Here is an 18,676-nt window from a genome sequence, read left to right on the forward strand (position 1 = left end):
ATGAAAGTAATAGGACTTTGGTAAGGGATAGGGGGTGAGGAGTGTGGCGGAGAAGAGAAAAATTTGGTGGTTGTTTATTGCACTGTTTTTCAGTTTTTATTTAGGAGATGCCACTAATATCGTGTTTGGGGAAAGTAATGACTCCAATAACGCCACCTTAGATTTTACGATTACCTCTTCGCAACCAGAATATGCGAAACCGCCGAACGGGGATGCGCAAGGGAGATTGGATGTAACTTTAGTCCCAAAAGGCAGGGTGGACAACATTGTTCGCCCGCCAATTGATGTCGTGTTTGTGTTTGACGTGTCAGGGTCGATGACGCCTTTGAAGCTTCAAAGCGCAAAATATGCGCTTCAGTCTGCGGTAGATTATTTCAAAGCGAACGCTAACCCGAATGATCGATTTGCCCTTATTCCGTTTTCCAGCGATGTTCAATACAATAAAGTCGTGCCATTTCCTACCGGAGCATACGACGTCAAGCAGCATTTGGAGCGGATTGCGAACGTGGCTAATGACCTTCGCGCGTATGGCGGAACGAACTATACACAGTCATTGCAACAAGCTCAGTCGTTTTTTAATGACCCAACCCGGAAAAAATATATCATTTTTTTAACAGATGGGATGCCGACGGTTTCGAAGGTGAAAGAGCCGATTACGTATAAAGTTTGTGAAGGATTCATAATCAAAAAATGTAGACAAGTAACAGAAGATTTAGATGTTGAATATGTGCTGTACGCTGATGGAAGAAGCGTAGATCGAACAGTTTATTATCCAAGCGGGAAGGAAACAGAGTCATATTATGGCTCTAAAATTTATAAAGATTTCGAAGAAAAAGTCCGTACTCACGGAGTGAATGTGGCCAAAGCTCTCGGCATGAACAATATAACGCTCTATTCCATCGGCTTCGGTAATAATCAAGAAGTCGACATGGGCTATTTAGAAAAGATGTCATCGACAGCAGGCGGACAGGCGAAGCAAGGAACGCCACAAAACTTAACGGAAATTTTCCAGCAGTTTTCGAAGCTCGCTAATGATCCGGTGTTAAGCGGAACGATAAAAATTCCGCTAACCTCGTTTGGCGGAAACGTGGAAATTGTCGAGACGGATCACGTTTGGCTCGATGATAAGAAAGAAAACGCCTATATCACGCTTTCGATTCCATATAAAGTAGGACAGCCGGCACCACCGCCGATCAATATTCCGATTCCTGTGTTGTTTAAAGCAAAAGGGACATATACGTTTAACGCGGAATTGACGTATCGTGATGTATACGGTGTAGAACAGGCACCGATTACGAAATCGGTCACGGTCGTTGTGAAAGACGAAGTGCCGCCATCGTTTGACGGAACGGTGACGCTAGAAGGAATCACAAGGGACGTAGACGACTTAGTGAAATTCGGCAATGAAGATGATGATTCGAACCGATTCAAGGCACGTTATTCGCTAACTGCCGTTGGCTATGTTGGAAATGCATCTGGAAACATAAGCAACATTAAATTGATTCAGCCGCTTCCGGAAGGAGTTACGGCAACATCGAAAAACGTGACCGTATATACGGAAAATGGCGTTCAGTATGCCGAGATTGCGTTTCCAAATACGGTCATTGACTATAAGCAGCTAAATAACAACGAGATTACCGCTGAAATGACGCTTCAAGCAAATTGGGCGATGGAAGGGGTGCAGCTGCCGCCGGCTGTTGTTTCTTTCCAAGACAGCAAATACGGCGCGCGGACATCGTCATTAAAGGCTTCTTCCAAACGGATTGGAATGAAAGTCCGCTTGCGTGAATTTCCTGATATGTATTATGAAGGAGACAGCCGCGGCCTTATTACGAAATGGCAAGAGTTTGATTCAGCAACCAATTTGCTTGGAACGACGAAACATCCAAACAATTATGGATTGCTTATGCTTCCAGTAAAGGCGCTGCAATTTCAGGAAGGCGATGATTCTATTCTTCTTGTCACGTACAATAATGATAAGACGGTAGCACTATATTTAAAACCGCGCGTAACAATTATAGCTGAAGACGGCCAGCCAATCGCAAGCGGCGCGACTGTTACCAAGCCGGTAACCGTTAAAGTAACAGGACGCGTCGCAGGAGAAGGAGTCACGTATGAATATAAAGTTGAAAATCCAAAGCAAGATAGCGCTTGGAAGCCGCTCGATTCACCATATGAAATTCCGGTCACTTGGGATGGAACGTCGACCATATCCATTAAAGCGTCAGGAGGATTGACAAAAGGAGACGGCATTACCACTGTATCGCTTACGTATATTAAGCTCATTCGCCAATTAACATTGGGAAACTATAAACAAACGATGGAAATCGGCGAAACGCAGACAATTCCGGTAACGATCGAGCCAAGCGACGCGACAAACAAAACATTGGAGTGGATTTCAAGCAATCCGGATGTGGCTGCTGTCGATCAAGGTAAGGTAGTCGCTATTCGACCGGGAACGGTAGAGATTACGGTGAGGGCGATGGATGGAAGCAATGTTTCGGCGACGGCGACAATTACGGTGATCGATCCATTTGTTCCATTAGAAGCGATTCGTTTCCAACAGGAAGTTTTATATATGACGGTAGGAGAAGAGCTTGACATCGAATCGCAATTAACCTTTATTCCAAGCAATGCGACAGATAAACGCCTTGACTCTGTACAATCGTCCGCTCCGGAATATGTCGAAGTGCGCCCGCAGCAAGGGAAATGGTATATCGTAGCCAAAGATGTCGGATATTCAACGATTACCGCGATTGCCAAAGCGAAAACGAAGGATGGACAGGAAATTAAAGATTCAATCACGGTGATTGTCCAAGAGAAATCGTCTTCAGGAAGCGATGGAGAAAGCGGAAAGAATAGATGGTAAAATTAAAAGGATGCCTAAACATTCGCTTTAGGCATCCTTTCTTTTTACTTTACGATTAATTTGTCAACAATAAGAGACAGCTTTTTTACAAACGGCAATCCTTCCCCACGATTGATAAATACCGATTTATCATGGCGGATGACAAAGCGGGACTCCTCTTTTTGATCGAGTGACGGAGGAGGTGTAAAAGAGATAGAGCCGCCTTGTTTTACCGCCGCGCCGCGATAAGCGTTGATCACAAGTCCGGAAACGTCCGAATCGGGCGCGAATTCAAGCTCGTTGCCCCGTGCAAACAAGCCGCCTTGAATATTGATATACGATCCGACCGCATAGAGCACAGCGTTGCTGTCGGTATAAAAGTATCCTTTTAAGTTCGGCTGGCCAAAAGAAAAGTTGTTTTCAAACTCATTGATTCGCGCGATTTCCAACCGCCCTTTGGAAAGGAGTACGACTTCTTTGTCATCCCAGCCGGCTATGTTAGCGTTGTAAATCAACGTGCGCCCAGGGACGTTCGGCGAATCAAGCCGCCCAAAGACGTAAATCGTCGAATCAAGCTCAATATCCCCGCTGATTGTCAAATTGCCGAGCACGATGATATTTCCCCGAACTTTTGTTGGCGTGTTGACGCTGTTTCCCAAAAATAAATCACCATTGACAATCAGCCATTTGTCTTGTAAATCAAGCTCTCCCTGTTCAAGGAAAAATAGCGAAGAATCTTCTGATTGAAGAATAATAGATTGATTCGTTGAATCGATATTTTCTTGTAATGACGAAACACTGTCAAAGACAGCAAAGCGGTCCTGCAGCTTATGGAAAAGTTGGCTTATGCTTTTATCAATATAAGTTTCATATTCTTGGCTGAATGTTTCTATTCCCGCCGCGTTTAACAACTTATCTTTTACGGTCCATTCGAAATCAACATCAATAAATTCCTCTCGTTCTTTTTGAATGGAAGGGGATTGGGATTGAAAGTGCACGTTATTAGAATAGTTTGCCATCATGCGCTGAAAATAGTTGTCCGCAATGTTGTAACAAGTACGTGCCCCGTCTTCATGGTCGCAGGAATAATAACTTCCATTGACAAACAATACACTCGTTTTGCTTGTTGTTGGAAATGACGTTTGTTCCATATATTTTTTGGAGTTATCAATGTAATTTGCTACATTTGTAACGTAGGCATTTCCTCCAGCATAGATATTCCCATCAATATACGCCCCGCCGTTTAAAATAACGTCTTTTGTCGATCCGATCGCATATTTTAGAAAGCTAGGGGTATTTGTCAAAATCACCCGTCTTTCCACCGTTTTGCTGCTGTGGGATTTCGAAATAAGATAAACACGGGTAAATAATTTTTCACGATTGATATTATAATCGCCTGTCACATCTTTAACTTCCACGCTGTAGCGCTGTTGCAAGGTAGGAATTAATGTACCTAACTGCATATCTAATTTTCCGGGCGTAGATAACTCAAAATCATCTATCCTTACTTTCATTTCCGCGATCGTTTCTTCAATCGCTTGCGTTGCTTCATGAAACGATTCCACATCTTCCACGCGCACTTCCGTAAATCGCGCTTGGTAAATTGCAACAGATAAAATCGTTAAGCCAAGAATGAAAAAAATAGTGATAATCAGAAGCGTGACTACCAAACTATATCCTTTTTCGTTCATGTGCCCACTTCCTTTAAAAGCCGAATTCGGTCTTTAATGTAAATGGTTTGATATACAGCAAGTCATCCGGATCATCATGGTCGCGGTCTTGGACGGCAAGCTTAATGGTAACGACGCCGCTGCGGCAAATCTTTTCTTCTTGTTTGGCGCAGGTGTAGGAAAACCCGGATTCTTCCGCAACAATTTTTAAACGATCCGAATGCAGCCGTTCGCCATCGATGGCAATCGAACCATCCTGCAAGGCAACGGTAAGCGTTTCAGGAGTTGGTTCTGGTTCTTCTTTAACAAAGCCGAGATAAGGATCGATATCTTTTCGTTTATCGTTTACAAATATGATTTGTGCATTTGTCGTTTGGCCTTGATCCATCTCGATCCCGTCCGGCGCAAACGCGTAAAGTTTATTCATAATGGTAGCGACAATATAATCGGCTTCGCTGCGCAGTTGATTTTCGATATGGATTCGTTTGTACGCGTTAAGTCCGCTGAAGAACACTCCATAGATGGAAGCGAGTATAAGCGAGGAGATTGTAATTGCCGCCAACAGTTCCACAAGCGATAATCCTTTCGTGTTATTAACGTATCGTTTCATTGGCAATCACACCTTCTAGCCATTCCGAATCATCGACACGATCTCCCCAGCGGACAATCACATAAATTTTCAGCAAATAGTCTTGTAATTTTGGATCTGGATTTTTTATCCTCTCTTCGCTAATTTGTTTTTTTAAAGATGCCGGAAATTCTTCCGGAGGAGATTTTTGCAATTTGTCCCACACTTCACTGTCATTATAAGGAATGAGGAACACATGGATGCGTGTTTCATCATACGTAACGTTATTGATGGTCGGCCGAAGAATCGCCTCACAAACTTGTTTGTCGCCAAACAGCGGCAAATTGCAATGGGAAGCATCCATTTGGGCAAACGGTTTGTCCGTATTATGTATTTCGTTGTCAACGTATTGTTTTAATGCTGTAAAATCAAGACGCTCCATATACGCCAATACGCCGCGGGCAATGTTGATGGCGACCGTTTTTCCTTGGTTGTAGGTTGTATATTTCATGGCGTTCGTAAAAAAGGAAAACATTCCTATTGCAACAGCGGACAAAATGGTGATGGACAATAGCACTTCAATTAAGGTAAACCCTTTTGAATGATGGATCACAAAAAATTTCTTTTGCTCCATTTGACATGCCCTTCTTTCAAAATATGTAACTTTATTATACAATATGTTAGAGTCGATATTGCGTTATTTTTAGGAAAATTGTCTTATATAATGGTGCGGGGAAACGGGGTGAAACATTGAAGCACGTTATATTTACCATCATTGCTTTTATCCTTGCCATTCCGATTTTACTTATTCTTCCTGTTGGATTAAGTTGGAGTGGGAAAATCGTAGCACTAATCATTGCTTTGTTGCTTTCACTTCTTGCCTTAGTAGCAAAGTCCTTCTTTCCGATGTGGAAGCTTGCTCTATTATTAGGGTTGCTTATGGCTGCGGTGACATATTTGCTTCATCGCCAATTTGCACATGTTTTTTATGCAGCAAACAAAATGGACGAGGATGAATTCGAAGACCAAGATGAACTTAGCGAAAATACGGACGTGTTGCATGATGAAGAAGCAGTGCGAGTCAATGAAGAAATAGTGCCGCAAAATGTTTCACAAAAAAGCACGGAAGTAGAGCAAGATGAAATCATTACGGTCGATGAGCTTCCATTAGAGATCGCTGCCGATATAGAGCAAATCGAACAAATCGAAACAACGGCAAAACAGGAATTTCCATGGGAAAATGAAAAGAACCCTGAACAAAGCGAAATGGTGGAAATAAGCGAGCTGCCGCCTACTGTGGCCACAGATGAAAAGCAGGACGAGGATATGTCCGAAAGTGATCTCCCATGGGAGACAGTGGAAAATGACAATATAAATGAGACGGACAATTTCAATGAATGGCCGTTGGAAATGGAAATAAATATCGAACGAAATACGGATATGCCGTTTGATGAGTTGCCTCCTACCATAACGCCAGAAATGGAAGAAAATTTGGTTGTTGTGTCCGATGGCACACAAGTGATGGCAGCGCGCGATGGCGAAGAGAATCGATTACATATTTCACCAGAAGATTGGAGCATGCTGACGCAGCCTTCAGCAATGGAAGAGAATGAACAGGCGGCAGAAATAGAACCGGATAGTTTCGAATGGGACGATATTCTTTCCGAGAAAACGGAATCAAAGGAAGCTATTTCTTCACAGGCAAAACAATCATTCTCTTTGGAAAACGAAAAGATGCTGCAGGAAAAATTAGATGGAAAAGCACAAGAGGCGCAAATAGCGGGATGGAATGACAATGAACGGCCACAAGAGAATGAGAGTGATTTGGGCGCTAAAGAGCAAGCCATTTCTACCAAGGAAAACGATGCTAGTCTATTGGAAAGTCTCATTGCTACTAGGCCGGTTCAGTCCGAAATTTTGCAAACCATAGTTACTGAGCTTCAGTTAAACCGCAAGCATATAGATCCATTAGAATATGAACAACGTATTATTCAATGTTTGCAAACCCCGTTACCCGATTATGACTATTACGTGTTTGCGTGTTTGTTAATGGAACATTATTTATTAGAGAAACAATACGGTAAACTTGCATCGTTGCTTGCCGAGCTGAAAGAAAAATTTCGCTCCTATCCAATCATACAAGAGGAAATTCAATTTCTTACACATACATTACAGAAATTATAAAGAACAGGTGTGGTGAAAATATGAAAAATAGTGCACAAATCATCAGTCTTCCAATTATTAGTATTTCTGATGGCACGCAAATAGGAACCGTAAAAACGTTAGTCATTAATCCAGAGAAAGGATCCGTTGATTTTCTCACGGTTGAACAAGAAGATGTTCAGTTAAGCTTAAAAGCGATCCCGTTTAAAAAAGTGGTCGGTATCGGCGAATTTGCCGTAACGGTGGAAAGCTCTCACGATATTATTGATTTATCGGAAATTCCGATTGCCAATCAGCTTGTCAATAAACAAATTCGCATCAAAAACACGAAAGCGATGACGAGAAAAGGACAGCTGCTAGGTGAGGTAACCGAATTTTTTGTCGATGAAGAAACGGGAGAAATTATTGGCATTGAATTGCACGTCGGTGACCGTCAGGCAGTGTTATCATCGGAATTTATATTAACATATGGAAAAGATATTTTAGTTGTCCATGACAATGCGCCATCTTCTTTGCTTGATGAGGCACATTTGCTCGTTTCTGCAAAAGATCAAAAAGACGAGGAAATGGCGGAAAATGTTTCGCGAAATGAACAAACATCGACTGAATTGGCCCATGATGTGCATGATTGGCATGCCAATATCGAAACAATGGTGGAAGAAGCGGAAAACAGAGAAGCGCTTCAAGCGCTACGCGAAAAGCAAGTGGAGCTTTTGAAGGGCAAACGTGTGACAAAAGATATTTTTGATAAAAACGGGAATAAATTCATTGAAGCTGGTACCATTTTGACAGAAGAACATATTCAAAAAGCACAGGAAGAAGGACCAAGCGTGATCGTCGATATATCGATGAACGTCGAGGCATAAGCAAAAGGGGGAGGTAGGCGGTGAGACAGGTTGTTGCGGTAAAATTGTTTTTCGTTATTGCGATTTGTACGATTTATTTGATCAGCTTTTCGCAAATTGGCGCTTTAGCCTACGAAACGTTTTTTAAAGAGACAGACCGCCTGCCCGCAGGAACGATGGTTGGGCCTATTTCTGTAGCGAATAAAACAAAACTAGAAGCGCTGCAAGCAATCGAAAAAAGAGTGAATGAATGGAAGGCGAATGCAACGATTCCTGTGGCGTATCAAGAAAAAAAAGGAGAGATTCCTGCATCATTGTTTACGTTCCAAATCGAACAAAGCGAAAGGCAAATGGTTGCGGGACGGCCGTCCCCACTTCTTGTTCAATTCGACGTGCAGGCATTTTCCAAAACAATAAAAAAATTGCTTCCCCCTTCGCTCGCATCTTCTATTAATCTCGAAAAATTACAAAATGATGTAACGAATATCGCAGCCAGTTTACAGATACCGTCCCAGCCGGTTGATCTTGCAGCATATGTTTCCCGTTCCAATGAAACGATGCAGCCGGTTAGCGCGGCAACACTGAAATTTTGGAAAAGACCAGCACCATTGCTAGAATGGATTTCTGCCAATCCGACCATTGAAATTAAAGGAAAAAGCATTTTTTCGCTTGCTGAATATGTCAAGGAGACGAGCGGGTCGCTTTCTTCCGAAGAGATGAGCATGATTGCTTCAGCGATTTATCAAACGATTTTGCCGACGAATTTTACGGTATTGGAGCGGCATACAAGCCGCGAACTTCCGGATGGAATAACGATTGGCTATGAAGCAAAAGTAGACGGCGGCAATCGTGATTTGCAGTTTTATAATCCGAATACCACTGCTTATACGCTAAAGTTCCGGGTAGAAAAAAACCGTTTGCATGTCACGCTTTTCGGACTGCCATTTGCCTATAAGTATGTGGTGAAAGTTGGAGATATCGAATATTTCAAACCGAGGACGGTTGTTCAATATAGCCCTCTCCTTCGTCCTGGGGAACGTCAATTAAAGCAAAGTGGAAAAAGAGGAATGCTTGTCAAAGTGAAAAGGGAAACGTATGATGAAAACCATCTTGTACATGTGGAAACGATTGCCGAGGACTTTTATCCGCCATCGTACAACATTGAACTTCGTGGATTAGAACTTGGGGACAGCAATTCTGATGCAAATGAAACTCCATCTTCATCAGAACAGTCAACAGAGGATGAAAAACAAACAGATAATGAAAGTAAAAATGATGTGCAACCGAAAGAAAAGCAAAACGAAAATAACGGTCAATCTGAAGAAAAGCAATCCGAAAAAGAAACACCTTCCACAACGAATGACTCTAGCGGCCAGCAAAAAGACCATGATCACGAAAAGTAGGGATGAAGATGAAGAAAAAACAGGAGCGGAAACGTTTAGGAGATTTGTTAGTGGAAGCTGGTTTAATTACGGAGGCGCAGCTGGAGGAAGCGTTAAAAGAAAAAGCTCCCGGTCAAAAGCTGGGCGATGCGCTCTTACAACGTGGGTATATTACGGAACAGCAATTAATTGAAGTGCTTGAATTTCAGTTAGGCATCCCGCATGTCAGTTTATATCGCTATCCGATCGATCCAAAGTTGACAAACCTTATTCCAAAAGAATTTGCCAAGCGGCATATGGTGATGCCTTTAAAAATTGAGGGAGAACGCTTGCTTGTGGCAATGGCTGATCCGATGGACTTTTTTGTCATTGATGATTTGCGCCTTTCGACAGGGTTCCATATTGAAACGGCGATTGCCTCGAAAGATGATATTTTGCGCGCCATTAATAAGTATTACGACATTGATGAATCGGTAGAAGATTTTTTGCAAATGGCTCCCGCAACGGAAACGGTCGAAGAGGAACGAATAACAGAAGACGATTCGCCGATTGTCCGGCTTGTTAACCAAATTTTGCAGCTGGCTGTTGAGCAGCGGGCAAGCGATATTCATATTGATCCACAGGAAACGAAAGTGCTTGTCCGTTATCGCATCGACGGTATATTGCGGACAGACCGCGCGCTTCCAAAACATATGCAAAGCATGCTGACAGCTAGAATTAAAATTTTAGCGAATATGGATATTACCGAACATCGCATTCCGCAAGATGGACGGATTAAGATGAATATCGATTTTCATCCGGTGGATTTGCGCGTTTCCACATTGCCGACGGTTTACGGTGAAAAAATTGTGATGCGCGTCCTTGATTTAGGGGCGGCATTAAATGATATTCATAAGCTCGGATTTAATCAATTGAATTTACAGCGGTTTATTGAACTGATTGAGAGACCAACCGGAATTGTGCTGATCACTGGCCCGACTGGGGCGGGGAAATCATCGACGCTATATGCGGCGCTAAACCATTTAAACAGCGAAGAAGTAAATATTATTACGATCGAAGACCCGGTCGAATATCAAATTGAAGGCGTCAATCAAATTCAAGTCAATCCAAATGTCGGATTGACGTTTGCGCAAGGATTGCGCTCCATTTTGCGGCAAGATCCAAACATTATTATGGTCGGAGAAATTCGCGACCGCGAAACGGCAGAAGTTGCGATTCGCGCGTCATTAACTGGTCATTTGGTGTTAAGCACCCTTCATACAAACGACGCGCTAAGCACGATCACGCGCTTGATTGATATGGGAATTGAGCCGTTTCTTGTGGCCGCCTCTTTAGCCGGCGTTGTTTCTCAGCGGCTCGTTCGCCGCGTCTGCCGCGATTGTCAAGAAGAGCAGGAACCGACAAAGAGGGAAATCGAAATTTTTGCCAGCCGCGGCATGAAAATCGATAAGCTCGTTCGCGGACGCGGCTGTCCAACCTGCAATATGACAGGTTATAAAGGACGAATCGCCATTCATGAACTGCTTGTGATGACCGATGAAATGCGCCGCGTGATTTTAAATAAAGAGCCATTTTCGAAATTGCGCGAGCTTGCCATTAAAAACCGAATGATTTTTTTGATTGATGACGGATTATTAAAAGTAAAACAAGGACTAACGACGCTAGAAGAAGTATTGAAAGTGGCGATTTTAAGTTAAAGGTGAGAAAAAATGAAGCAAAGATTGGACGCTCTTTTACGTGCCGCGTTTGAACTAAAAGCTTCTGATGTTCATTTAACGGTCGGGGTGCCGCCGATTTTTCGCATCAATGGCGAATTAAAAAGGTATGGCCAAGACATTTTGCGGCCGGAAGATACGGAAGGAATGGCAAAAGCGATCATTCCGTCTAGCCTATGGCCGCAATTTCAAGAAAAAGGAGAATTGGATTTTTCGTACGGGATTCCAGGCGTTTCCCGCTTCCGCATCAATACGTATAAACAGCGGTCATGTGTGTCGCTCGCTATCCGCATTATACCGACAAAAATTCCAACAATTGATGAACTGCGTCTTCCTGAAGTATTAAAACAGATTGCACAAAAACCGCACGGGCTTGTGTTAGTAACAGGTCCGACGGGAAGCGGAAAATCAACGACGCTTGCGGCGATGATCGACTATATGAACAAAACGATGCGGAAACATATTATTACGCTTGAGGATCCTATCGAATATTTGCACAAGCATGGTAGCTGCATTATTGACCAGCGTGAAGTCGGCTTTGACACGAACAATTTTGCCAACGGTTTGCGCGCGGCGCTTCGTCAAGATCCCGATGTTATTTTAGTCGGGGAAATGCGCGATTTGGAAACGATTCATACCGCCATTACGGCGGCGGAAACGGGGCATCTTGTTCTTGGCACATTACATACATCGAGCGCGCCGGCGACAATCGATCGGATTATTGACGTGTTTCCGCCCGCCCAACAATCGCAAATTCGCATTCAGCTCGCGTCCGTTCTTGTCGCGATTATTTCTCAGCGTCTTTTTCCAACACCGCAAAAAACAGGACGGGTCGCTGCCACGGAAATTTTAATTAATAACACGGCAGTCGCCAATTTAATTCGCAATGAAAAAGTCCATCAAATCATTAACGTTATGCAAACAAGCCGCTCCCTTGGCATGCATACGCTGGCGATGAGTATTAAAGAGTTAATGCAAGCCGGGCTGATCCTTCGCGATGCGGCTGAACCTTATCTTGTACAGGAGCGTGGCGGCTAATATGCCTCAGTTTAAATATGAAGGCCGAAATATAAAGGGGAGAAAGCAAACAGGTACGATTGTCAGCGCGTCAAAGCGGGACGCGATCCTAAAATTGCGTCAAAAGGGGATTAAAGTCATCGAAATTGCCGAAGTGCCGCAAACGTTGTTAAACAAAGAAATTACATTTGGAAAAGCGGTAAAGCTGCAAGATTTCGTCATTTATTTGCGCCAGTTTGCGACATTGCTAAAAGCGGGAGTATCGGTCGTGGACTCCACGCGCATTTTAGCGAGCCAAACAGAAAGCAAGGCATTGAAAAATGCGCTGATGGAAGTGGAAGAATCGCTTCGTGCCGGGAACCCGCTCTCTGCTGCCGCGGCGAAGCATCCGCGTATATTTCCGTCGATGTTTGTCAACATGGTAAAAGCGGGAGAAGCGGGCGGAAATATGGATGAAACGTTAGAGAGGCTTGCCGATCACTTTGAAAAGATCCACCGCACAAGACAAAAAATAGTCTCAGCGCTTGCCTATCCAATAGCGGTAGCCATTATTGCCGTTGCGGTCGTCATCTTTTTATTAGTTACTGTTGTCCCGACATTTGTCGCCATGTTTGCTGACTTTCATGCCGAACTGCCGACGATCACCAAGTTCGTGTTGCGCGCGAGCGAAGTGATGCAAACGTATTGGTGGCTCGTTGTCATTGTGTTCATAGCGATATATGTTTTGTTTTTATTCATGAAAAAACAAAAGAAAACAAAATATTACCTTGACTATGCCGCAATGCGCATCCCTATTTTTGGAAAGCTCGTGCAAAAGGCGGCATTAGCGCGCATGACGCGGACGTTAAGTTCGCTGTTTTCCAGCTCTGTTCCGATTTTGCAAGCATTGTCGATTGTAGAAAACGTCGTCGAAAATGAAGTCATTGCCAAAGTAATGAGGCAGGCGCGCGATTCGCTTGAACGAGGACAATCGCTTGCCGAACCGATGAAAAAGCATTGGGCGTTTCCGCCGCTTGTGACGCAAATGATTACGATCGGCGAAGAAACGGGATCACTCGATGCGATGCTTTCCAAAGTCGCCGACTTTTACGAAGCAGAAGTGGACGCGGGAGTCGATCGGCTGAAGTCGCTGATCGAACCAATCATGATCGTGCTTTTAGCAGGAGTCGTCGGGACGATTGTCACATCGATTATCGTGCCGATGTACGATATTTTTAACCATATTCAACAATAAATTACAAGGAATATATTCTCATAGATTCATCAATCGTGGTAAAATAATTAGGAAAAAAGTGTGATAAACACAAAAAATAGGGAGAGGGGTATTACAATGATAAAACGATTAGTGAAAAACGAACGAGGACTCACGTTGATTGAATTGCTTGCCGTTATCGTCATTTTAGGGATTATTGTAGCGATTGCCATCCCGGCAATTGGCGCCATTATCGACAATTCGAAAAAAGATGCGCATATCGCAAACGCCAAACAAATGGCAAGCGCGGCGAGACTGGCATTATCTTCTGGAGCATTTGATACGACAAAAACTTCATTTACAATGCAAGAATTATATGAAGCTGGATATCTAGAAAAAATCCCAAAATCACCAGGAAATAAAACAACAGCATACGATACCAGTGAAAGTATAGTAACCATTGATAAACAAAAACTTACTAATGATGGTGATGGAAGTGATAAGGGAGGAGAAAGTGTAACTTATAAGGTAACGCTAGTCGGTAATGATTCAGGAAAATTTAAATATATCAATAATAAAGATGTTGATAGCTTAACAAGAAAAGATGTAAAACTTGAATAGCAATATGCACGCTATCATAGTATTTTTATACTCCCTCCTCCTCGGCTCGTTTTTTAACGTTGTTGGTCTTCGCGTGCCGGTGGGAGAGTCGATTGTGTTTCCTCGTTCGCATTGCCCGCGCTGCAAGCGGCAGCTTACGGCGCGGGAACTTATTCCTGTTGTGTCATACGTGTGGCAAGGCGGAAAGTGCCGGGGATGCGGGGAGCGAATTTCTTTGCTTTATCCGTTTGTTGAGCTGTCGACAGCGATTCTTTTTACGATTTCGCCGCTTTTGGTGGGATGGTCAAAAGAATTGATCGTATGCTGGACGCTCATTTCGTTATTGATGATTATCTTGGTTTCCGATATTCGCTATATGATTATTCCCGATAAAGTGCTGCTTGTATTTGCGGCGATATTTCTTTTAGAGCGGCTGTGGATTCCGTTCATACCATGGCGGGATGCGCTTGTTGGCGCGGCGGCTGGCTTTTTGCTGCTTTTCCTCATTGCCGTCATCAGCAAAGGCGGCATGGGCGGCGGCGATATTAAATTGTTTGCGCTGCTTGGATTTGTGCTTGGATGGAAAACGGTGTTGCTTGCGTTCTTTTTTTCCACGTTTTATGGAACCGTAATTGGGCTTATTGGCATGGCGCTTGGCAAAGTCCGGCGCCGGGAGCCGATGCCGTTCGGTCCGGCGATCGTTCTTGGGTCATTAACGGCCTATTTTTTTGGACAAGACATCGTCGAATGGTATAAGCAAATGATTTTCTTTTGATATGAGGGGAAAACATGAATATGTTTACGCTGTTTCAGCCAAGGCATAAAGTTGCGAATCTAGTAATAAAAGACCATGTCATTCGATATGTAGAGACAAAGCCAAACGACCCATTATCCGTTCATAAATGGGGAGAGCACCATCTTCCAAAAGGAATTATTCATGACGGAAAAATCATAGATCGCGAGACATTAGAAATGATTTTAGAAGAATGTGTTGATGAATGGAAATTAAAAAAACGCCGCGTTCGTTTCATTGTGCCAGATCCCTTCGTTATTATTCGTCGAATTCCGCTTCCTGCTGATTTGGAAGAAGATGAAATTCGCAGTTATTTGTTTATGGAATTAGGAACAACGATTCCCTTGCCGTTTGATAATCCGGTGTTTGACTACGTTGTTTTGGAAAAGACGCAGGAAGCGACCGCTGTTTTATTATTCGCTGCTCCAGAAGATTCGGTGTTAAGTTATGCGCAGCTTTTAGAAGATGTAAAACTTCGCCCGATAGCTGCTGATGTTTCTCCACTATGCGCATATCGTCTTTTTTATATAGCCGATCAAGTGAAGAAAGACGATCATATTTTGCTTATTCAATTTGATCAATCTTCTGTCAATGTTAGCGCATTTGATGAACATAAACCTGTTTTTATGCGCCATCTTTTGCTGGAGCAGTATGAAGAAATAAATATGGAGAAAGATCAACAGCTCGTTGATCCGTTTGAAGATATATATAAAGAAATGGAACGGATGATGAGTTTCTATTCCTTTTCCATCCATCAAGGAAAACAGCAAATTACCCGTGTATTTCTAATGGGGGATCATCCGCGTTTGTCCCATATTTATCAAGCGCTGCAAGAACGGCTGGACGTTCCTGTAGAACAGCTTTCGGCTGCGATGGCAAGTACGGTGGATGCGCGCTATCATCTCGCATGGGGACTTGGATTAAAAGAGGGAAATGACGATGATCGTTGAGATAAATTTACTGCCAAAAAAAGAACCGAAAAATGTTGTCTTTCTTTTTATCACAGTGATCATAACTGCGATTGTCGTGATTGCCGCGGCTGTTTTTTATGTTCTTATCGACAGAGCGGAGACGCAAATCGACTCACTAGAAAAAGAGCTGAAACAGACGCAGGCGCTTCAAGCGATCGAACAGCAAAAGCTTGCGGATATGCAATCTGTAAAAGAAATAGAAGAATTAGATAAAACAGTGCAATGGGCGAAAGATTACCCGCTTAAAATGGTGCCTCTTTTGCGCAACATGACGAAATTGCTCCCAGAACGCGGATTTATCATGAACTTTTCCTATGCTGAGGATGGAACGGTAACGGTTTCGGTGCAATTTGATACAAGCGAGCAAGCGGCCTATTATTTAAAACGACTGTCGGACGCAAAATTTATTGCCGATGTGCAACTGAAAAGTCTTACTGCGGTGAATGCAAACGAAAAAAGCGATGAACAAGGGACAACCGAAGAACAAGTAGTACCGCGCTATCTTGCGCAATATGAAATGCATATTCGCAAACAAGCGCTAGAAGAAAAGGAGAAACAATCATGACCGTACGTTTCTCAAAACGACAGCTTTTCGTTTTTGTTCTTTTGCTTATTGTTCTTGGCGCCGCGTTTTCAGGCCTTTATTTTTATATGCTTTATCCGCGTTACCAACAAATTGAAGAGTTAAACAATACGGTGGCAAGTGAGAAAAAAATATTGGCTGCTACAAGAGCAGAGATTGCCAAACAAAAGTCCAGTTTGCCGGAAAGTGTCGTGGAGCTTCAAAAAAAGATACCGGTCAAGCCGCTTACAGAACAGCTATTACTTGATCTGGAAAAAGCGGAAGTAGTTTCGGACAGCACGATTTCTAGCATGACTTTTAATGAAGAGGAAAATGCAACAGGAGAGCAGCAAAAAACGGATGCATCATCAAAGACAGAACTATCTTCTTCTAGGCTGTCGGACGGATTAAAAAAAGTGACGGTGCAATTGACGGTGCAATCCCCGTCATACTATCAGCTTGAACGTTTTTTACAGACGCTTGAAAATCTTAACCGCATTGTGTCGATTGAATCGCTGTCTTTTACTGGAAATCCGGAATTGACATCGGTCGATACAGAAGTGAATCCGTTAACCTATTCGGTAACGGTCAGCGCATTTTATTATCCGAAATTAGCAAAATTGCAAAATATGCTGCCGCAAATAGACGTTCCCCCTCCGAGCAAAAAGCGGAATCCACTAACAGAAATCATTCCTGAGGGGCAACCGTCATCGCAGCAGTAATGGATGGCGGAGTGGTCATATGTTGCTGCGTTCAAAACGTGGAATGACACTAATCGAACTGTTGGCTGTGATTGTCATTTTGGGAATTGTATCTTCTATTGTTGTTATTGCTGTGCTTCATATCATTGAAAAGTCAAAAGAGAGAGCGTTTGTTTCTGATGCCTATACACTTTACGAAGCGGCACGGCTTTATGTCGGGGCAGAAAAAGTGGAATTTTTGCCATCGCGCTCTTCCGTAATAACATACAAGCAGCTTGTTGAAGAAGGAATGCTTCACCCGATTCAAGACCCGTTTACCGGAAACGTGCTGCCATTGGAAACGAATCCATCTTATATACTCGTAAAAAAAGACGAAGATGGATCGCTCCATTATTCTATTTGTTTAAAAGGAGAAACGAAACAGCTGTGCACTTATTCGGAGCAATCGCCGGAAGTTCCTGTCGAAGCATTGTCTGTTCAGCAAATACGTGACCGATAATAGCAAAATTTGCCGAAATTATCCGAGAACAAGACGACAAATGTCTTGTTCTTTTTTTCTTTGTTTATGATAAGATAGGCGAGAAAAAAGAATAAGGATGGTGACATAATGGACAAGCATGGGCAAGAAATTACGGTGAAAATTAACGGAAAAGAGCAGCCGTTTACTACGGATAAGCCGAAACATATAGAGAGTGTTTTGGAAAAAGAAAAGGAGGCGGAGTCAGGGGCATTTGTTTCTTTCCAACCACAAAAGAAAAAGAAACGTAAACAGCGCTCACCAATTACTGGCGCGTTCAACGCACAGGTCAAATCTGCTATTTTTTCAATCGTGATGGCGATCATTGTTGGAACAAGTTTTGGATTCATCGTATTAAATGTGATTCCAAAGCAAAAAACTCATTCACCGCAGACGATGGAAACGGCGCTGCCGATTCCGATAGAGTCCAAAACTTCGACAAATCCAGCCACGAAATCTGTTAATGAGACTGCTATTTCTCCATTTACGGTCAGCGTGATTCAAGCAGGAGTATTTACGGATCGAGAAGCGGCGGCTGCCTATGCCAAACAACTCCAATCTTCCTCCATTCCTGTTGTAGCTGTTGGAGAAAAACCAGTTGCTTTGTTTATTGGTGTTGCAAATGATAAGCAACAATTGCAAGCGGTAAATGAATTGTATAAACAGAAGGCACAAAGTACATACGTAAAATCGCTATCGTTTGTAAATAACAGCGACCAGCGCAAGCCAGTAATAAAAGCAGGCGAAACGTTATACGCGCAAATGGCTGCTATTTCCGCTATTTTGTTAGGAAAAGGAGATGTAAACACAGATGATTGGAAAAAGCTAGAGAATGATTATCAACAATTTATATCCCAAACGGTTCCTAACGATGATCATATAAAGCAATACGTTTCTCACATGAAAAAAGCATATTATTCATTAACAGTTTATAAAACAAGTAAACGAGAGGCGATGCTGCAGAAAACGCAACAAGAATTGTTAAAAGCGTTAAAATCGTATATTGCCATTTTCCCATTGCGAAGCTAGCGGGCTTCTTTTTTTTTTTTCGCGTTTTTTCGACTTTGAGAAATTGTGTTGAATCGCAAAATTTGGTACGATACATGTGTATCTTCCGATTTGAAACGAATGC

17 protein-coding genes are annotated in these 18,676 nt (G+C 42.9%); 14 read left to right on the plus strand and 3 right to left on the minus strand.

Translation table 11 applies throughout. The annotated features are described in order from the left end of the window. Positions 1 to 43 precede the first annotated feature (43 nt). A complete protein-coding gene (locus tag QSJ37_RS13485; RefSeq protein WP_285755603.1) occupies positions 44 to 2,869 on the plus strand; it encodes a VWA domain-containing protein in 2,826 nt (941 codons plus the stop codon). A 44-nt stretch (positions 2,870 to 2,913) separates the two neighbouring features. Here the strand turns inward: QSJ37_RS13485 and QSJ37_RS13490 are convergent, their stop codons facing one another. Genes QSJ37_RS13490 through QSJ37_RS13500 form a run of 3 tightly spaced genes read right to left on the minus strand, consistent with a single transcriptional unit; the run spans position 2,914 to position 5,720 of the window. Further along, a complete protein-coding gene (locus QSJ37_RS13490) occupies positions 2,914 to 4,539 on the minus strand; it encodes a hypothetical protein (protein ID WP_285755604.1) in 1,626 nt (541 codons plus the stop codon). 13 nt (positions 4,540 to 4,552) lie between these two features. Then, positions 4,553 to 5,128 (minus strand): PilW family protein, encoded by a 576-nt coding sequence (locus QSJ37_RS13495; protein ID WP_285755605.1) that lies wholly within the window; start codon positions 5,126 to 5,128, stop codon positions 4,553 to 4,555. Continuing rightward, a complete protein-coding gene (locus QSJ37_RS13500; RefSeq protein WP_285755606.1) occupies positions 5,112 to 5,720 on the minus strand; it encodes a type IV pilus modification PilV family protein in 609 nt (202 codons plus the stop codon). The genes QSJ37_RS13495 and QSJ37_RS13500 overlap by 17 nt, the downstream gene beginning before the upstream one ends. Positions 5,721 to 5,836: 116 nt before the next feature. On the opposite strand from QSJ37_RS13500, the gene QSJ37_RS13505 reads away from it, so the two are divergent. The 13 genes from QSJ37_RS13505 (at position 5,837) to QSJ37_RS13565 (ending at position 18,573) form a co-directional block, all read left to right on the plus strand. After that, entirely contained in the window at positions 5,837 to 7,270 is a 1,434-nt protein-coding gene (locus tag QSJ37_RS13505) for a hypothetical protein (RefSeq protein WP_285755607.1), read from the plus strand. A 20-nt stretch (positions 7,271 to 7,290) separates the two neighbouring features. Then, positions 7,291 to 8,115: a PRC-barrel domain-containing protein gene (locus tag QSJ37_RS13510; RefSeq protein WP_062753078.1), complete on the plus strand. Its 825-nt coding sequence runs from the start codon at positions 7,291 to 7,293 to the stop codon at positions 8,113 to 8,115. A 20-nt stretch (positions 8,116 to 8,135) separates the two neighbouring features. Continuing rightward, the gene (locus QSJ37_RS13515) at positions 8,136 to 9,497 is read left to right on the plus strand and encodes a VanW family protein (protein ID WP_285755609.1); all 1,362 of its coding nucleotides are present in this window, start codon (positions 8,136 to 8,138) and stop codon (positions 9,495 to 9,497) included. Positions 9,498 to 9,505: 8 nt separating this feature from the next. Then, positions 9,506 to 11,173 carry a GspE/PulE family protein gene (locus QSJ37_RS13520; protein WP_285755611.1) on the plus strand — a complete coding sequence of 556 codons (1,668 nt, stop codon included), beginning with the start codon at positions 9,506 to 9,508 and terminating at the stop codon, positions 11,171 to 11,173. 12 nt (positions 11,174 to 11,185) lie between these two features. Then, complete coding sequence (locus tag QSJ37_RS13525; protein WP_062753072.1) at positions 11,186 to 12,229, plus strand: type IV pilus twitching motility protein PilT; 1,044 nt, start codon at positions 11,186 to 11,188, stop codon at positions 12,227 to 12,229. Between the two features lies 1 nt (position 12,230). Further along, positions 12,231 to 13,442 (plus strand): type II secretion system F family protein, encoded by a 1,212-nt coding sequence (locus QSJ37_RS13530; protein WP_285755612.1) that lies wholly within the window; start codon positions 12,231 to 12,233, stop codon positions 13,440 to 13,442. A 96-nt stretch (positions 13,443 to 13,538) separates the two neighbouring features. After that, a complete protein-coding gene (locus QSJ37_RS13535) occupies positions 13,539 to 14,021 on the plus strand; it encodes a type II secretion system protein (protein WP_285755613.1) in 483 nt (160 codons plus the stop codon). Positions 14,022 to 14,025: 4 nt separating this feature from the next. Next, complete coding sequence (locus QSJ37_RS13540; RefSeq protein WP_285756140.1) at positions 14,026 to 14,775, plus strand: prepilin peptidase; 750 nt, start codon at positions 14,026 to 14,028, stop codon at positions 14,773 to 14,775. 14 nt (positions 14,776 to 14,789) lie between these two features. Then, the gene (pilM, locus tag QSJ37_RS13545) at positions 14,790 to 15,743 is read left to right on the plus strand and encodes a type IV pilus biogenesis protein PilM (protein WP_285755614.1); all 954 of its coding nucleotides are present in this window, start codon (positions 14,790 to 14,792) and stop codon (positions 15,741 to 15,743) included. After that, positions 15,733 to 16,329 (plus strand): PilN domain-containing protein, encoded by a 597-nt coding sequence (locus QSJ37_RS13550; protein WP_285755615.1) that lies wholly within the window; start codon positions 15,733 to 15,735, stop codon positions 16,327 to 16,329. Before pilM ends, QSJ37_RS13550 begins: the two co-directional genes overlap by 11 nt. Further along, a complete protein-coding gene (gene pilO, locus QSJ37_RS13555) occupies positions 16,326 to 17,048 on the plus strand; it encodes a type 4a pilus biogenesis protein PilO (RefSeq protein WP_285755616.1) in 723 nt (240 codons plus the stop codon). The genes QSJ37_RS13550 and pilO overlap by 4 nt, the downstream gene beginning before the upstream one ends. 19 nt (positions 17,049 to 17,067) lie before the next feature. Continuing rightward, positions 17,068 to 17,526: a type II secretion system protein gene (locus QSJ37_RS13560; RefSeq protein WP_285755617.1), complete on the plus strand. Its 459-nt coding sequence runs from the start codon at positions 17,068 to 17,070 to the stop codon at positions 17,524 to 17,526. Positions 17,527 to 17,634: 108 nt separating this feature from the next. After that, a complete protein-coding gene (locus QSJ37_RS13565) occupies positions 17,635 to 18,573 on the plus strand; it encodes a stage II sporulation protein B (protein ID WP_285755618.1) in 939 nt (312 codons plus the stop codon). Positions 18,574 to 18,676: the final 103 nt, after the last annotated feature.

Origin of the sequence: Parageobacillus sp. G301, assembly GCF_030268025.1 — a bacterium.
Classification (GTDB): domain Bacteria; phylum Bacillota; class Bacilli; order Bacillales; family Anoxybacillaceae; genus Parageobacillus_B; species Parageobacillus_B toebii.

Excerpts from the sequence above, each read along its gene's own strand:
- QSJ37_RS13565 (WP_285755618.1), top strand. The coding sequence starts at position 17,635 with ATGGACAAGCATGGGCAAGAAATTACGGTGAAAATTAACGGAAAAGAG.
- QSJ37_RS13520 (WP_285755611.1), top strand. The coding sequence starts at position 9,506 with ATGAAGAAAAAACAGGAGCGGAAACGTTTAGGAGATTTGTTAGTGGAA.
- QSJ37_RS13525 (WP_062753072.1), top strand. The coding sequence starts at position 11,186 with ATGAAGCAAAGATTGGACGCTCTTTTACGTGCCGCGTTTGAACTAAAA.
- QSJ37_RS13550 (WP_285755615.1), top strand. The coding sequence starts at position 15,733 with ATGATCGTTGAGATAAATTTACTGCCAAAAAAAGAACCGAAAAATGTT.
- QSJ37_RS13540 (WP_285756140.1), top strand. The coding sequence starts at position 14,026 with ATGCACGCTATCATAGTATTTTTATACTCCCTCCTCCTCGGCTCGTTT.
- QSJ37_RS13495 (WP_285755605.1), bottom strand. The coding sequence starts at position 5,128 with ATGAAACGATACGTTAATAACACGAAAGGATTATCGCTTGTGGAACTG.
- QSJ37_RS13510 (WP_062753078.1), top strand. The coding sequence starts at position 7,291 with ATGAAAAATAGTGCACAAATCATCAGTCTTCCAATTATTAGTATTTCT.
- pilM (WP_285755614.1), top strand. The coding sequence starts at position 14,790 with ATGAATATGTTTACGCTGTTTCAGCCAAGGCATAAAGTTGCGAATCTA.
- QSJ37_RS13535 (WP_285755613.1), top strand. The coding sequence starts at position 13,539 with ATGATAAAACGATTAGTGAAAAACGAACGAGGACTCACGTTGATTGAA.
- QSJ37_RS13560 (WP_285755617.1), top strand. The coding sequence starts at position 17,068 with ATGTTGCTGCGTTCAAAACGTGGAATGACACTAATCGAACTGTTGGCT.
- QSJ37_RS13500 (WP_285755606.1), bottom strand. The coding sequence starts at position 5,720 with ATGGAGCAAAAGAAATTTTTTGTGATCCATCATTCAAAAGGGTTTACC.
- QSJ37_RS13490 (WP_285755604.1), bottom strand. The coding sequence starts at position 4,539 with ATGAACGAAAAAGGATATAGTTTGGTAGTCACGCTTCTGATTATCACT.
- pilO (WP_285755616.1), top strand. The coding sequence starts at position 16,326 with ATGACCGTACGTTTCTCAAAACGACAGCTTTTCGTTTTTGTTCTTTTG.
- QSJ37_RS13530 (WP_285755612.1), top strand. The coding sequence starts at position 12,231 with ATGCCTCAGTTTAAATATGAAGGCCGAAATATAAAGGGGAGAAAGCAA.